10 protein-coding genes are annotated in these 15,449 nt (G+C 68.4%); 3 read left to right on the plus strand and 7 right to left on the minus strand.

Annotation, left to right across the window (positions count from 1 at the left end; all coding sequences use genetic code 11):
• Positions 1-214: 214 nt before the first annotated feature.
• The 3 genes from NBG84_RS05630 to NBG84_RS05640 form a co-directional block, all read right to left on the minus strand.
• Positions 215-994, minus strand: a complete 780-nt coding sequence (locus NBG84_RS05630) for an enoyl-CoA hydratase/isomerase family protein (protein WP_250918153.1) — start codon at positions 992-994, stop codon at positions 215-217.
• Positions 995-1,198: 204 nt separating this feature from the next.
• Positions 1,199-2,440 carry a L,D-transpeptidase gene (locus NBG84_RS05635; RefSeq protein ID WP_425608576.1) on the minus strand — a complete coding sequence of 414 codons (1,242 nt, stop codon included), beginning with the start codon at positions 2,438-2,440 and terminating at the stop codon, positions 1,199-1,201.
• A gap of 461 nt (positions 2,441-2,901) precedes the next feature.
• Entirely contained in the window at positions 2,902-4,113 is a 1,212-nt protein-coding gene (locus tag NBG84_RS05640; RefSeq protein WP_250918154.1) for a L,D-transpeptidase, read from the minus strand.
• Positions 4,114-4,527: 414 nt separating this feature from the next.
• On the opposite strand from NBG84_RS05640, the gene NBG84_RS05645 reads away from it, so the two are divergent.
• On the plus strand, positions 4,528-6,549 hold the full coding sequence (locus NBG84_RS05645) for an ABC transporter ATP-binding protein (protein ID WP_250918155.1): 2,022 nt from the start codon (positions 4,528-4,530) through the stop codon (positions 6,547-6,549).
• 299 nt (positions 6,550-6,848) lie between these two features.
• Entirely contained in the window at positions 6,849-8,741 is a 1,893-nt protein-coding gene (locus NBG84_RS05650; RefSeq protein ID WP_425608582.1) for an ABC transporter ATP-binding protein, read from the plus strand.
• A 407-nt stretch (positions 8,742-9,148) separates the two neighbouring features.
• Here the strand turns inward: NBG84_RS05650 and NBG84_RS05655 are convergent, their stop codons facing one another.
• The 4 genes from NBG84_RS05655 to NBG84_RS05670 form a co-directional block, all read right to left on the minus strand.
• Positions 9,149-9,715, minus strand: coding sequence for an Ig-like domain-containing protein (locus NBG84_RS05655; RefSeq protein WP_250918157.1), 567 nt, complete (start codon positions 9,713-9,715; stop codon positions 9,149-9,151).
• Positions 9,716-10,317: 602 nt separating this feature from the next.
• Complete coding sequence (locus NBG84_RS05660) at positions 10,318-10,902, minus strand: short chain dehydrogenase (RefSeq protein ID WP_250918158.1); 585 nt, start codon at positions 10,900-10,902, stop codon at positions 10,318-10,320.
• Between the two features lie 87 nt (positions 10,903-10,989).
• Positions 10,990-11,616, minus strand: a complete 627-nt coding sequence (locus NBG84_RS05665) for a TetR/AcrR family transcriptional regulator (protein WP_250918159.1) — start codon at positions 11,614-11,616, stop codon at positions 10,990-10,992.
• A complete protein-coding gene (locus NBG84_RS05670; RefSeq protein WP_250918160.1) occupies positions 11,613-12,719 on the minus strand; it encodes a saccharopine dehydrogenase family protein in 1,107 nt (368 codons plus the stop codon). The genes NBG84_RS05665 and NBG84_RS05670 overlap by 4 nt, the downstream gene beginning before the upstream one ends.
• Before the next feature lie 519 nt (positions 12,720-13,238).
• Here NBG84_RS05670 and NBG84_RS05675 point away from each other — a divergent pair.
• The gene (locus tag NBG84_RS05675; RefSeq protein ID WP_250918161.1) at positions 13,239-15,284 is read left to right on the plus strand and encodes a M4 family metallopeptidase; all 2,046 of its coding nucleotides are present in this window, start codon (positions 13,239-13,241) and stop codon (positions 15,282-15,284) included.
• Positions 15,285-15,449 lie beyond the last annotated feature (165 nt).

Consider the following 15,449-nt stretch of genomic DNA (forward strand, 5'->3'; position numbering starts at 1 on the left):
CCTCGCGCTCCTTGACGCGCTCACCCTGAACCGCATTGACACCCTGTCAATAGCCCTCCTGGCAAGCCCACGACCAGGCGTTTCCTGGAATCGCCCGAGACTTCGACACAGGCTGACCGCACTACGCCGGGGCCTGCGACGCTCCCACCGCCGCCGTGACTCATCTCTCGCGGACAGTCAGGGGTTGTGAAAGAACCCAGCGGAATGGACCGGGTCAGCGGAAGCGGGCCTTGCCCGGCCCGTCCTCGACAAAACTACGCATACCGATCTCACGGTCCTCCGTCGCGAACAGCCCTGCGAACCAGTTCCGTTCGATCGTCAATCCCGTCTCGATATCGGTCTCCAGGCCGGCGTCGATGGTCTCCTTGGCCGCGCGCAAGGCCATGGCCGGACCCTTCGCCAGCCGTGCGGCCCACGCCTGCGCCTGCTCATAGACCTCGGCCGCCGGCACGACCCGGTCCACCAGGCCGAGTGCCAGTGCCTCAGCCGCCTTCACCTGACGGCCGGTGAAGATCAGATCCTTCGCCTTGGAGGGGCCGATGAGTCGAGCGAGTCGCTGGGTGCCACCCGCGCCGGGGATCAGCCCGAGAAGGATCTCCGGCTGACCCAGCTTGGCGTTGTCCGCGGCGATCCGGAAGTCCGCGCAGAGAGCCAGTTCGCAGCCGCCACCGAGGGCATACCCGGTGACCGCGGCCACCACGGGCTTGGGGATACGGGCAACGGCGGTGAAGGACGCCTGAAGCGCGCCGGCCCGCGCCACCATTCCCGCGTGATCCATCCGCTCCATCTCCTTGATGTCCGCACCGGCGGCGAACACCTTCTCGCCCCCGTACAGAATCACCGCCCGGATGTCATCGCGACGGCCAGCCTCCTCGGCCAGCTCGCGCAGCCGGTCCTGGATGGCGATGTCGAGTGCGTTCATCGGGGGACGGTCCAGGCGAATGGTGCCCACGCCGTCGAGGACTTCGAGGTTCACGGTGTTAGCGGTCGTCATGCAGGCAGGTTAACCGCCGCTAACGGGGTCGGACCCGGTGCTGTGACGTACACAGCACCGGGTCCGGTGGGTTCTCAGAGCCTCATGGACGTTTCTCGGTGCGGCCCGGAGGGCCTTGGTGTTCTTCGGCGGCACTCCGCGGCACTCCGCGCGGTTCTCCCGAGAGCCACTCGCGGCCGATCGCCGGCCGTCGGTGGCGCTTGGCTACTTGGTCCACTCCGCCCAGGACATGTTCCAACCGTTGAGGCCGTTGTCGGGGGCGATCTGCTTGTCGTCGGATTTCTCCACCACCACGACATCACCGATGAGCGAGTTCTCGAAGAACCAACGGGCCGGGGCGTCCTTGTCACCGCCACCGCGGACATCGCGCAGACTGACGCAGCCGTGACTGACGTTCTGCGAGCCGAAGGTTCCCGCCGAGGCCCAGTAGTTGCCGTGGATGAAGGTGCCCGACGTGGAAAGACGCATGGCGTGCGGCACGTCCTTGATGTCGTACTCACCGCCGAAGCCGACGGTCGCGCCGTCCATCCGGGTGACCTTGTACTTCTCGCTGATCACCATCTGACCGTTGTACGTGGTCGAGGACGGCGCCCCCGCGGTGATCGGGATGTCCTTGATCTGGACACCGTCCCGGACGATCTTCATTCGCTTGGCGGTGGCGTCCACGGTGGAGACCTGGCTGCGACCGATCGTGAAGGACACGGTCTTGGCCTGCTTGCCGTAGACACCGGGGCGGCCCTCGACACCGTCGAGATTGAGCGCGACGGTGACCTTGGTCCCCGGAGCCCAGTACTTCTCAGGACGGAAGTCGAGCCGGTCGTTGCCGAACCAGTGGCCCTCGATCGGCACCGCCGGCACCGCCGTCACCTTGATGGCCTTCTCCACAACCTCCGGGTTGGTGATACCCCGGGTGAACTTGAGGGAGACCGGCATACCGACCCCGACCGTGGACTTGTCCTCAGGGGTGTAGTGCCCGATGAAGGTGTTCTTCGGTACGAGGGTGGTGAAGCTGGCGTCCTTCGCCGACTGACGGCCGTCCTTGTCCTTGGCCACGGCGTGCACCTTGTACAGCGTGGAGGCGGCCAGATGGTGCAGCGGCTCCCAGGAGCCGCCGTCGGCGGAGATCTTGCCCTCAACAGCGACACCCTTGTCGTCCTGGACGGTGACCGTGGTGAGCTTGCCCTGGGCGGCGGTGACCTTGAGGACGCCGCTGGTGGCGACCCCCTTGGCACCGGCCTTGGGGCTGACGGTGACCACCGCCTGCGAGGCCGCGTTACCGACCCGCCCGCTGCTGTCGCCGCCCTTGCCGCTGTCCTTGTCGGAACCCCCACCGCACGCGGTCACCAGCACGAGCAGGGCGCCCATGGCCCCTGCGAGCAGCGCGGAACGCCTGCGATGTCGAGGGAAGCCAACCGATGTCCCCGATATCGGATGCCCGTCCTTCATGGTGTCTCCCCTCGCACGGCCCGGCCCCGCCTAGGCCCTCACCCCCGCGCGTCTTACGCACGCACATCGACCAGACAATCACACACGTGGTCGTGGATTGTTCGCGTGTTTGTCACCGTTCAGTCCCAAGCTTCGACGGGCTCAACGGGCAGGTGGGGAGGTGGCGTCGGGGGGTGGGGCCGGGTGGGGCGGCCCGGTCCGCCGCTCCATCGGCGGGGTGCGGAAGGGCAGAGTCCGCGACACTCGCCACCGGTGAGTCCTCGCCCTGGATCTCAGTGACGAGGTTCTGTGCCCGCGATCTCCGTGACTGCGATCGCCGTGGGGCCGCGATCTCGGCCGTCATCTGTCGGTGGCCGTCATCTGTCGGTGGCCGCGGGGGGCACCGGTGTCGGATCAGCGCGGGTGGCACTCGCCACGCGAGGGCCACCCGGGCCCAGGGGCACCCGGCCCACTCACTCGGGTCAGCGCAGGGCGGAGCCTTCCTTCCAACTGGCCCAGGGCAGGTTCCAGCCACTCAGGCCATTGCTCGGGGCGACCAGCTTGTCACGGGAGTTGATCACCTCCACCACGTCACCGACCAGGGTCCGGTCGAAGAACCAACCGGCCGGGGTGTCCCCGCTGCCGCCCTTCACATCGCGTAGACCGATACAGCCATGACTGACGTTGACGCTCCCGAAGATGTCAGCGGCCGCCCAGTAGTTGCCGTGCAGATACGTGCCGGACTCGGTCAGCCGCATGGCGTGCGGCACGTCCTTGATGTCGTACTCACCGCCGAAGCCCACCGTTCGGCCATCCATCCTGGTGACGTCGTACAGATCGCTGACCACCATCTTCCCGTTGTACGTGGTCGACTTGGGCGCACCCGCGGTGATCGGCACCGTGGCCAGGAGCTGTCCGTCCCGGCGTACCGCCATCGTCTTGGCCTCGGCGTCCACGAGGGAGACCTGAGATCGGCCGACGGTGAAGGAGACGGTCTTGTCCTGGATGCCGTAGGAGCCCGGGGCGGCCTCGATGTCGCGAAGCCGTACGGCGACGGTGACCCTGGTGCCGGGCTCCCAGTAGCTCTCGGGGCGGAGGTCGAGCCGGTCCTTGTCGAACCAGTGGCCGACGATCTCCACGGGCGGGTCGGAGGTGACCTTGATGGCGCGCTCAACGGCGGCCCGGTTCTCGATCTTCTGGTTGAAGTCGAAGGAGACGATCATCCCGGTGCCGACGGTGGCCCGGTTCTCGGGCTTGAAGTAGCCGATGAATCGATGCTCGGGGACCTTGGTGGTGAAGGTGGTGTGCCGGGCGGAGCGGCGGCCGTGGGCGTCGAGGGCGACCACGTCAACGCTGTACTTGGCCGCCAGGTCGAGTCGGGTCCCGTCGGTGGGCTGCCAGCGCAACTCGTCTTCGGAGATCCGGCCGGGGACGGGGGTGGGGGTCTCACTCTCGATCCGCATCACCTTGACCCGTTCCAGCCGCCCGCTGGGGAGGCGGATTTCGAGGGGACCGCCGGCCAGGACCTCCCTGGCACCGTCATCGGGGATGACCCTGATCGTGTCCTCGGGTGAGGGTGGTTTCCCCATGGCTGCGACTCCGCTGCCGGTGCAGCCGGCGAGAGAGGTCATCAGTCCCGCACATGTCAGGGCGACGGCGGCGCCCCGTCCAGCCCGCATCAGTACATGTCTCACGCACCACCCAACGATCACGGACCTGCGGGGAAACGTCGAAGACGTCGATGTGCGTCGAGTGCCGTACCCGAGGCGAGGACGGCAGACCCCGCCGATGTCCGATGGGGGCGTGCGCCGGGTCGCGATGCCGGCGGACGCTGGTACCCGGTCGCCGCCCATGGCTCGATCGTGCGGGACACGGACGGCCGCGGTAGGTACCGGCACCTCGTCGTGACCGGTTCGCAGCGGGAGCGCGGCTGGTTCGTCGGCGGGAGCGGGCTCCCGCGCTCTCGGTGGCGGTTTCACGTTCCCCGACGGGGTACCGGGGGTCCCTGAGCCGGTCACGCGGTGAGCGTCAAGGGCCGAGCGGCTTGAACTAGATCACCAACAAATTCAGATGAGCGATGTCAGGTATCAACCGTAGGCTCACTCCTGATGTCCACTTCACATGCATCCGCCAAGGAACGATCGGCCATACGCTCACTGCTGCGCCTGTGGCCGTATGTGCGACCGGTCCGCGCACGGCTGTTCAGCGCCGCTTTTGTGGCGATTGTGGCCTCGTGCATGAGCCTCGTCATCCCCCTGGTGCTGAAGTGGATGGTGGACGGGCCGATCACGGATCGGGACCCGGGCGGGGTCTGGCTCGGAGCCTTTGTCCTGCTGGTGCTGGGCATCGTCGAGGCGGTGCTCTTCGGGTTCCGGCGCTGGCTGGTGGCCCGGCCGCTAGCGGGCGTGGAAGCCGGAATGCGTGCCGCGCTCTTCGGGCATCTCCAGCGGCTGCCCATGGCCTTCCACGACCGCTGGCCGTCCGGGCAACTGCTCTCGCGCGGTACGACGGATCTGATGCTGGTGCGGATGTTCCTGGCGTTTCCGTTGACGTTCCTCCTGGTCAACGGCACCACGATCCTGGTGGGATTTGTGATCCTGCTCTGGCAGCAGTGGACTCTCGGCCTGGTCCTGATGGCGCCGATCGTGCCGCTGTTCGTCCTCTGTTCCTACTTCGAGTCCAAGTACTCCCTCGCCGCGCGTCGGGCCCAGGACCAGATCGGCGACCTCACCACCGTGGTCGAGGAGAGCGTGCTCGGCATCCGTATCGTCAAGGGCTTCGGCCGAAACCGCAGCCAGGCCCGCGCCTTCCATGAGCTCGCGCGGCGACTGCGCGGTACGGAGTTGGTCAAGGCCAGGCTGTTGGCGGGCATCTGGGCAGCGGTGACGGTGCTCCCCGAGATCGCCATCGGCGGAGCACTGGTCCTGGGCACGATCCAGGTCGCGGACGGGGCCCTGTCGGCGGGCACGCTGGTGGCCTTCCTCTCCACCGCGCTGGCCTTGCGCTGGCCGGTGGAGTCGATCGGTTTCCTGCTGGCGATGAGCCAGGAGGCGGCCACCGCGACGGATCGCTTCTTCGAGGTGATGGACGTCGACCAGGAGGCATCGAACCCGGCCGGGGCCGATGGCTCCTGGTCGACCGATTCGACCAAGGCAACCGAGGCGACCGGTTCAAGGGCACTCATCGATGCGGCGACTTCTCCGGCGGGACCAACGCCGCGGCCCCAGACATCGGCGTCCCCCTCCCCGGCGGCCGCCAAAGCGCCACCGGCCGGCCCGGGTGCCGGTGGGCTGCGGTTCGAGGGCGTCGGGTTCCGCTACCCGGACGCCGCGGCGGACAGCGTCCCAGTGCTCTCGCACATCGATCTATCGATAAACCCCGGCGAGACAATGGCCCTGGTGGGCGGCACTGGCAGCGGCAAGACCACCCTCACCGCGCTGGTACCGCGGCTGCACGAGGTGACATCGGGACGGATCACCCTGGACGGCGAGGACATCACCAGCATGCCGCGCGAACGGCTGCGTGGGCTGGTGTCGGTGGCATTCGAAGAACCCACGCTCTTCTCCGCGACCGTGGGCGAGAACGTGCTGATGGGAACGGACGGCGCCGCGAACGAGGAAGACCTCCACCGTGCGCTCGGGGTCGCCCAGGCGTCCTTCGTCCACTCCCTGCCGCACGGTGTGGACACCGAGGTGGGCGAGCAGGGGCTGAGCCTGTCCGGAGGGCAGCGCCAGCGGTTGGCACTGGCGCGCGCGGTGGTCGGACGCCCCCGGTTCCTGGTGCTCGACGATCCGCTCTCCGCACTCGATGTGCACACCGAGACGCTGGTGGAAGCAGCCCTGCGGCAGGTCCTGAAGAACACAACGGCGCTGGTGGTCGCCCATCGGCCCTCGACAGTCCTCCTCGCGGACCGGGTGGCGCTGCTCTCGGAAGGCAGGATCGCGGCCGTCGGCACCCACCAGGAACTCCTTGGAACCAACGCGGAGTACGCCTGGCTGATGTCGGGGGCCGAGATCGGACCCTCGGTCGAAGCCGCCATCACGACCGGGAGCACCGCCGCGGCCGGCGACCCATCGACGACCGACCGTATCGAAGCGCCCGAAAGCCTTTGGGAAGGAAACGGACGATGACCGCCGCCAGCACAGCCCCCGAGGAACCCGGGGGTCCCGGTGACACGGCCGTCGAACGACGCCTCGCGGCGGATGGCAACCGCGCGCCACGGCCACTGGACACGGCGGCGCGGCCCATGGACGTGGAGAAGGAGGCCGGCTCACTCCGGCGGGACCCTGGCGAGGACCGTCCGAGCCAGCCGGCCGAAGCCGAGCAGGTCCCGGTCCGTGCGGCTGGCTCCCCATCCACCACTGGCCCATGGGCGACCGGGGAAGAGGCGAACGCCCCCGGCCAGCGGCACCCTTCCCGGCAGGAGCAGATGTCCGGCCGGCCCGGCGCGGGCAAGGAAGCCGCGTCGGATCAGGAACGGGAACCCCGACCGGATCAGGCACTGGGCAGGTCCGACGCGCCGGCCCGGGCGGCAGACCCCTTCGACCAGGACGATCTGCCGACCGAGAACGGCGCAACCGGCCGCCTGCTGCGCTCGCTCCTGGCGCCGCACCGCCCCCGGGTGCTGTGCGTCGCGCTGATCCTGCTGTTCCAGCAGGCCGCCATCCAGGCCGGCCCGCTGCTCGTCGCGTACGCCATCGACCGTGGCGTACCGGCCTTCCGGGAGCACGACTACGGCCCGCTGATCGCCGTCGCCGCCGGCTACGCGGTCGCCTCCCTGGGCGCCGGTCTGCTCCAGTACCTCTTCATCATGGTCTCCGGGCGTCTCAACCAGGACGTGCTGCTCGATCTGCGGGGGCGGATCTTCCGCCATGCCCAGGCGCTGAGTGTGGACTTCCACGACCGGTACACCTCGGGGCGGTTGATCTCCCGCTCGACGACGGATGTGGAGTCCCTGCGTGAGCTCCTGGAGGAGGGGCTTCAGGAGCTCATCAACGTGTTCCTCGCCTTCATCTACATCTCGGCGATGCTGCTCTGGCTCGACCTGGGCCTCGGTGGAGTCGCCGTCGCCTCCTTCGTCCCGCTCTATCTGCTCATACGGCTCTACCAGCGCCGCGCGGCCCGCATCTACAGCGAGCGCTCCACCGCGATGGCCGCGGTGATAGTGAAGTTCGCCGAGACCATGAACGGCATCCGCCCGGTGCGCGCCTTCCGGCGCGAGAAGGTCAATGACACCGCGTTCGCGGTGGTCAACGCGCGCCACAGCCGCAGCAACGGTGACTCACTGTTGGAGTTGGCCCGCTATGTGCTGGGCTCCCGGCTCGTCGCCAACACCGCTGTCGCCGGGATCGTGTTGTGGGGGGCCTACCGGGTGGCGGACGGAGTGCTCGCACTCGGTGTGCTGGCGGCTTCGGTCCTCTACCTGCGTCGCCTCTACGACCCCATCGACCGGCTCGGCATGTTCCTCAACTCCTATGAGTCGGCCGCCGCGTCCCTGCGGAAGATCGCGGGCCTGCTCGCCCAGGAACCGACCGTCCCGGAGGCGGAGAACCCCACCACGCTGCCTCCTCGGCAGGGCGACCACCCCGGCCGGGAAGTGGTCTTCGACGGTGTCAGCTTCGGCTACCGCACCGGCGGGGAGGTGCTGCCCGCCTTCGATCTGACCATTCCCGCGGGCCAGACCATCGCGGTCGTGGGCTCGACGGGCGCCGGTAAGTCCACCCTGGCCAAACTGCTGGCCCGCTTCTACGACCCGTCCAGGGGCCGGGTCCTCCTCGACGGCACAGACCTCCGCCAGTTGGCGACGCCCGAGCTGCGCCGCGGGGTGGTGATGGTGACCCAGGAGTCGTTCCTGTTCTCCGGTACGGTCGCCGAGAACATCGCCATCGGGCGCCCGGACGCCTCCGAGGAGGACATCGAACAGGCTGCCAAGGCGATCGGCGCACATGACTTCATCATGAGCCTGCCGGACGGCTACGGCACCGATGTACGCAAGCGAGGCGGCCGGATCTCCGCAGGCCAGCGTCAGCTGGTGGCCTTCGCCAGGGCGTTGCTCGCCGACCCGGCCGTACTGATCCTGGACGAGGCGACCAGCTCGCTGGACATCCCGGGCGAGCGGGCTGTGCAGCACGCCATGGATACGGTGCTCCGGGGGCGTACCGCTGTGGTCATCGCCCATCGGCTCTCCACGGTCGAGGTCGCCGACCGGGTGCTGGTGATGGAGCACGGCCGTGTCGTGGAAGACGGCAGCCCGGCCGAACTGATCGGCGGGACCGGCCGCTTCGCCAAGCTGCACCAGGCATGGCGGGAGAGCCTGGTCTAGCGGCGGTGTCGGGAAGCCTCGTCGGAGGGTCCCGAGCTCGTCGCGCGCCGTTGTGTGAGGAGGCGCGTCGGCCGTTGGGAGTGCGCGACTCGACGCGCCAGGCATCCAGCAGCCTGGGCGGGCCCCTGAGAGGGCTGGTTCCCGGCTCAGCAGGAGCGTCACGGCGGCCGGCGCGGCGGTGCGGACGAGCACTCAGCGTCGTTCGCTCCGGCTGCCGTCGTCAGCATCAGGCTGGCGACGGCAGCCGGACTGCCGCAACCCGCAGACCCGCGATGCGCTCCGGGCTTGTGTAGGCCGAGGGTGCCGCAAGGCGCACAGCTGGATCGCGAGGGGACTTCAGCTCGGCGGTGGAGCCGAGCGGCCGGCCTCGCCAGGCGCGAGGCCGAAGGACGACAGAGCCTGGCGGGTCAGACTCCCGCGCTGGCCGAGGCCCTCGCTTCCGTGGCGAGCCACTCCTCGTCGCCCTCGAACTTGGCCTTGTAGCCGTTGCCCAGCACATGGCCGACCAGGAGCGGGTCCAGAATCCTCGAACCCGAGTCAACCCTCGCCCATCCATCGGCGTCGGTCGTCTGCTGGCAGATCTCCTGGCCACCGTCGCCCACGAACCGGATCAGCCTGCCGGCGATGGGCTTGTTGTTGGTGGGATCCGTCAGTCGAGCCGCGAACTCGCCGTGCGCCAGTCCGCCCCCGATCGCGTGACCCCCCACGGTCTCCGCCTTGAGCATGGGGCGCCGCAGTGACTTCGATCCCCCCGACGATCCGTCCTCCTGCTTGGGCAGGGTCTTCTTGTCGTTGTTCTCCGTCAGGGCCTTGAGGAGTTCCTTGATCTCCTTCAGCTCCTGCTGCTGCTGCTTGAGCTGCTCCTTGACCTCCTTCAGCTCCTGGTCCTTCTGGGCATTCTGTTCCTTCTTCCGCAGCTCTTCTTCCAGCTTCTTGAGCTGTTCCTGCCCCTCGGGACTCAGGTCGGATGCCATGGTGAAACTCCTTGCAGTCAAAGAGGGTTGCGATCAACCAGCCCCGGGGGACGCGGTGTTGCCCGGCGTCCGCGCCGTAGGACGTCCAGCGCTGGGCAGACCGGCCTCCGCGTGGTCAAGGGGCGGCGTGCTTCCCATGCTTCACCATGATCGACCGAGCGAACGCATGCACAACGGGCTTTTCACACGTAAGGGCCTAGACATCGGATAAGCAAACAATGCCCTCTACTGACCATGCTCGCCGTTTCGTTCGCCTCCCGCCACCGCCACCGCCACCGCCACCGCGGGGAACCGGGAACCCGGTGCCCGCGGACCGGGCTCCCGACCGGTCGGGCAAGCAGGGGGTGCCCCGCCGCGAAACCGTGCTGGGGTGTGCCCCGCCGTGAACCGCGCCGGGCCGGGTCGAGCCCGGGCGTCTCTTACAACAGCTCGGCTCCACCTCGGCAGTTCGCCCTCCCGGTCGCCGTCAGTCGGAAGTTCGCCCCCCAGCGCCTGTCGCCGAGCGGCGGCGACCGTACGGCAGTCCACCCCTTCATGGCATGCGGTGGGCACCGCGGCGCGTTGCCTCTCCGCTGCGGAGAGGGCGATTCGGTCAGCCGCGGTCAGGGGCGGAAGACATGTCCCCGGGTTGTTCCCTCCACGGCCCGCACATAGGCCCGGGCGACCTCCGAGACGGGTGTGCCGTCCGTGTCGTCCGCACCCATGCCGCGCAGGGTCTCCTTGATCCAACCGGGGCTGATCAGATTGATGCGCAGACCTCTCGGCAGCTCGCTCGCCGCGTTGCGCACAAAGCCCTCCAGACCGGTGTTGATCAGCGCTCCCAGCGAGCCGCCGGCCAGCGGCGCGGAAAAGGTGCCTCCCGTGAGTGTGATGGAGCCGCCCTCGCCCAGATGGTGTACGGCCCGTTGGGTCAGGGCCACCTGGCCCAACAGTTTGCCGCGTACCCCGGTCGCCATCTCCGCGTCGGTCGCCGAGTCCAGGGTCACCAAGGGACCACTGGCCGCGCAGCAGACCACCGCATCGAGGTCTCCTACCAGGGCGAACAGCGCATCCAACGATGCCGGATCATCCAGATCCGCCCGCAGCCGACCATGACGCGATGCGCCGATCACCTGATGGGAGGTGCCTAACGCGCTCACGACGGCGCTGCCGATGGTTCCCGTAGCCCCGATGACAAGTACCTTCATCCGGCGGATCATGCCATCGGCCGCCCCCACCAGCACCCGGATTTCCCTCTCGCGGCCGGGAGCACCAAGGCACGGGGTTGTCCGCTGCTAGGAAGGTGGGGCGCTGAACAGGGTGGCGGCGAGGGTGAGGAGTTCGGCATCGGTCGTGGTGGTGCGGTGGGCGGCGATGCCGGAGCGGAAGAGGGCGGCTCCTTCCATCAGCATGGTGAACACCGCGGCCCGGGAGCGGCAGACCTGTTCGGTCAGATCGGGGCGGCACTGGTGGAGGAAGGCGCCGACCTGATCCTGGTAGTCGCGGTAGAAGCCGCGGACGGCTTCGGCGACCGTCTCATCGTGGGCGGCCAGCGCCCACAGATCGGTGAACAGCCGTACCAGTCGCGGGTCTTCCTGTTCCGCGAGGATGGTCCGCACGACTTGGGCCGGGTCAGTCGCCCGCGCCGCCGATTCGGCGGCGAGCAGCGGCTGAAGCCGGTCGAGCGAACGGTTCAGTACGCGGCCCAGCACCGCGCCGACCAGGTCGGCGCGGGTGGGGAAGTAGTACTGGAGGTGTCCCAGGCGCACTCCCGCCGCGGCGGCGACGGCCCGCATGGACAGTTCCGCGTACCCGTCGGCGAGGAGGATCTCCTCGGCCGCGTCGAGCAGTGCGGTGCGTTTCAGCGCACCCTTCCCGGTGCCCGCTCGCTGGCCAGCGGGTTGCGCGGAGGAGTCGCTCATGCGGCCCGCCCCGCGGTGTGCAGCGCTTCGTCAGCGGCGCGGGCGGAGGTGGTGTCCATCGTGACACCGTACGTGGCGAACTGTTCCGCCACTTTGGTGGGGATGGGGGTCTGCTCCGGGAAGACGACCCCGGTCGGAGCGGGCGCACCGTCGGCGCCCAAGACGCGCTGGAGCGCCAGCAGTCCGCCGAGGGCGGTCAGATGCGCCTGGCCGGCGGGGTCGGTGACGGTCGCGGTCAGGGTGCGGCCCCGATGGCTGACATCGACGCGCAGTTGCGCGGTGCCGCCCTCACCGGGTGCGTACAGCAGGGCGCGCCTGGCAGGGGTGAAGCGCTCACCACGGCCCCATCGGAAGAAGCCGAGCCGTTTGGCGACCAGCAGGGCCGAGGTGGAGGAAGCGGAGCTGAAACCGATTCGGGTGGTCGCGGTGGTGGTGCCGAGGGTGAGCGGCAGGGTGAACTGCTCGGGGGTGTCAAAGCGGGTCACCTTGGTCGGTACCGCTCCGATCCGCACCGTACGCGTGTCGCTGAGCGGCATGATCGTGTGTCGCCGACCGCCTTGGACGACCTCGAAGTCCAATCCGAAGCGGTCCATGAACTCGACCGAGTCGGCTCCCGCCCGGTCCTTGAGGTCCCAGCGAATGGCCACCTCGACGGTATCCGCACCGCCGAGGTCCTCGGCGAGGGCGGCGGCGGAGAGGCTGGCCACTCCGCCCATCCACGCCGATGACAACAGCACCGGCGCGGTCGGTCGCAGCAGGGCGGCGACGGTCGCGGCACGCTGCATCCGGGCGGTCCACCGGGCCACGTCCACGTAGGGCACCTGCCCGCGCACCGCGGCCCTCAGTACGCGGTCATCCGGGTCGTTCACCACGGTGACCACGGCCCGTACCGCCTCCCGGAAGGGCTTTGGGTCCCCGAGATCCCAGCGCACCAGGCGGGCGCCGGTCTCCTGGGCGAGCCGCTGACCGCGCTCCACGGTGCGGCCGGCCAGCAGAAGCGGCCAATGGGGGGCGGCCAGTCGTGCCAGTTCGGCGCCGACGGTGCCGTAACCGCCCACGAGGAGCACGGGACCACGGGGATCGAATGTCAGGTCATCGTTCATTCCCTCAATATAGGTCACCTGACCTAAAATGGCAACCGCATCGCAGGTGACACACCCCACGACACCCCCTTCCACGGATCACAACGACACCCGGACAACACCCCCCTCTCCACACCTCCGCCATCAGGTTCCAGCCGCGGGAAATCGGCGACCATTGCGGCGCGACAGCGAGCCCCGCACCGCGCAAAGCCCCACGCCCCGCCCGCCATCACCGCGAACCAGGGGCCGCCGACCGAGTCGATGACCGACCAAAGCGGCGATCACACTCCCCACCGTCCACTAATCACCCGAATGACCGACCTGAGGTGTACACGCCAGAGTGCACCGCTCAACGAACACGACCGCACGTTCAGCGAACGAATTTCAGCCAATTTCTTGACGCGCTCCTGACAGAAGTGATGTGCTCCTGCAACTCTTCCCCGGTCCCCACATCACGCACCACGCACCACAACGCTCCGCATTCCCTGCCCGGACGTCACCACCCCAACGTCCGTCACCCCCCTTGCAGAAGGAGTTCGCGTGAGATCCACGCATCGTCGTCGTACCACCGCGACCGGAGCACTCATAGCGAGTGCGGCCCTGTTGGCCGTTGGTTTCCAGGGCGGCGCTTCGGCCGCCGTGTCATCGGCACCGTCGGCGGCCTCACCGGCTGCGGCGAAGGTGGGAAAGGTTGATCCGGGCGCGTTGCCGTTGAGTCTGAGCCCGGCGCGGCGTGCGGAGTTGATTCGTGCGCAGAGTGCCACTACGGCGGCTACCGCTAGGGAACTGGGCTTGACGGCTCAGGAGAAGTTGGTGGTTCGCGATGTCACGCAGGATCGCGATGGGACCACCCACACCCGCTATGAGCGGACGTTCGCCGGGTTGCCGGTCCTTGGTGGCGATCTGGTGGTGGCGGAGTCGAAGGCGGGTGCCACCGAGTCGGTCGCTCGGGCTTCGACGGTTTCGTTGAGGAACGTGGGGACGACGGCTGGTTTGGCGCCCGCGGTGGCTCAGCGGCAGGCGTTGGGCCGGGCGAAGGCGGAGGGGTCGACCAGGACGGTGGCGGAGCGTGCGCCGCGTAAGGTCGTCTGGCTGGCGCAGGGCGGGAAGCCGGTGCTGGCGTATGAGACGGTCGTTGGGGGGTTGCAGCATGACGGCACCCCCAATGAGCTGCATGTGGTCACCGATGCCGGCAGTGGTAAGAAGCTGTATGAGTGGCAGGCGGTTCACAACGGCACCGGGAACACCCAGTACAGCGGCCAGGTCGCCCTCGGTAGCACGCAGTCCGGTTCCTCGTACAACCTCACCGACTCCGGGCGCGGCAACCACCGGACGTACAACCTGAACCGGGCCACGTCCGGGACCGGGACGCTGTTCTCGGGGCCGGATGACGTCTGGGGCAACGGTCTGCCGGCGAACAGTGAGACGGCGGGCGCGGACGCCGCCTATGGCGCCGGAGTGACCTGGGACTACTTCAAGAACGTCCAGGGCCGCAGTGGTATCCGTGGTGACGGTGTCGGTGCGTCGTCGCGGGTGCACTACGGCAACAACTACGTCAACGCGTTCTGGCAGGACTCCTGCTTCTGCATGACCTACGGCGACGGGGCGGCCAACGCCAAGCCCCTCACATCCATCGATGTGGCCGCGCATGAGATGACCCACGGTGTGACGTCCGCGACGGCCAACCTCGTCTACAGCGGTGAGTCAGGCGGCCTCAACGAGGCGACCTCGGACATCTTCGCCGCCGCCGTCGAGTTCCACGCCAGCAACCCCCAGGACGTCGGCGACTACCTCGTCGGCGAGAAGATCGACATCCGCGGCACCGGCGCCCCGCTGCGGTACATGGACGAGCCCAGCAAGGACGGCGCGTCCAAGGACTACTGGTACGCGGGAATCGGCAGTGTCGATGTCCACTACTCGTCCGGCCCGGCGAACCACTGGTTCTATCTGGCGTCCGAGGGCAGTGGCACCAAGACCGTCAACGGCGTCAACTACAACTCGCCGACGAGCGATGGACTGCCCGTCACCGCCATCGGCCGGGACAAGGCCGCGTTGATCTGGTACAAGGCGCTCACCACCAAGTTCAACTCCACCACGAACTACGCGGGAGCACGCGCCGGCACCCTCGCGGTGGCGACCGAGCTCTACGGGGCCACCAGCCCCGAGGTGAAGGCCGTGACCGATGCCTGGGCGGCGATCAATGTCGGCGCCCGCCCCGGTGGCGGTGAGCCCAACCCGGGCACCGTCTTCGAGAACACCACCGATGTCTCCGTCCCCGACAACGGACCTGCGGTCACCTCCTCGGTCACCGTCTCCGGACGTACGGGCAACGCCCCGGCGGCCCTGCGGGTGGGTGTGGACATCATCCACACCTGGCGCGGTGATCTGGTGGTCGATCTCGTGGCACCCGATGGCACCGTCTTCCCGCTGAAGCCCTTCAGTGGGTCGGACTCGGCGGACAACGTCCAGACGACGTACACCGTCAATGCCTCGGCCGAGGTGGCGAACGGAGTCTGGAAGCTTCGGGTGCAGGACCGGGCCGCCCAGGACACCGGCTACATCAACAGCTTCAAGCTCACCTTCTAGAGACGCTCCCCGGCTGCTGACACAGACGCACCAGCGGCAGCGGCAGCGGCAGCGGGAACAACCGCTCATGGGTGAAGGCTGATGTGTCACCCCGGAAGTGGACGACTGATGTGTCGTCACTGATGTGGCAACGCTGACGTGGCAATCCTGCTGTGGCACGGCTCG

This window comes from Streptomyces albipurpureus (genome assembly GCF_023701525.1).
In the GTDB taxonomy this organism is placed as follows: Bacteria; Actinomycetota; Actinomycetes; order Streptomycetales; family Streptomycetaceae; genus Streptomyces; species Streptomyces albipurpureus.

Bases quoted from the DNA above. Each gene is read 5' to 3' on its own strand.
- NBG84_RS05630 (WP_250918153.1), bottom strand. From the start codon at position 994: ATGACGACCGCTAACACCGTGAACCTCGAAGTCCTCGACGGCGTGGGC.
- NBG84_RS05635 (WP_425608576.1), bottom strand. From the start codon at position 2,440: ATGAAGGACGGGCATCCGATATCGGGGACATCGGTTGGCTTCCCTCGA.
- NBG84_RS05645 (WP_250918155.1), top strand. From the start codon at position 4,528: ATGTCCACTTCACATGCATCCGCCAAGGAACGATCGGCCATACGCTCA.
- NBG84_RS05650 (WP_425608582.1), top strand. From the start codon at position 6,849: ATGTCCGGCCGGCCCGGCGCGGGCAAGGAAGCCGCGTCGGATCAGGAA.
- NBG84_RS05655 (WP_250918157.1), bottom strand. From the start codon at position 9,715: ATGGCATCCGACCTGAGTCCCGAGGGGCAGGAACAGCTCAAGAAGCTG.
- NBG84_RS05660 (WP_250918158.1), bottom strand. From the start codon at position 10,902: ATGAAGGTACTTGTCATCGGGGCTACGGGAACCATCGGCAGCGCCGTC.
- NBG84_RS05665 (WP_250918159.1), bottom strand. From the start codon at position 11,616: ATGAGCGACTCCTCCGCGCAACCCGCTGGCCAGCGAGCGGGCACCGGG.
- NBG84_RS05670 (WP_250918160.1), bottom strand. From the start codon at position 12,719: ATGAACGATGACCTGACATTCGATCCCCGTGGTCCCGTGCTCCTCGTG.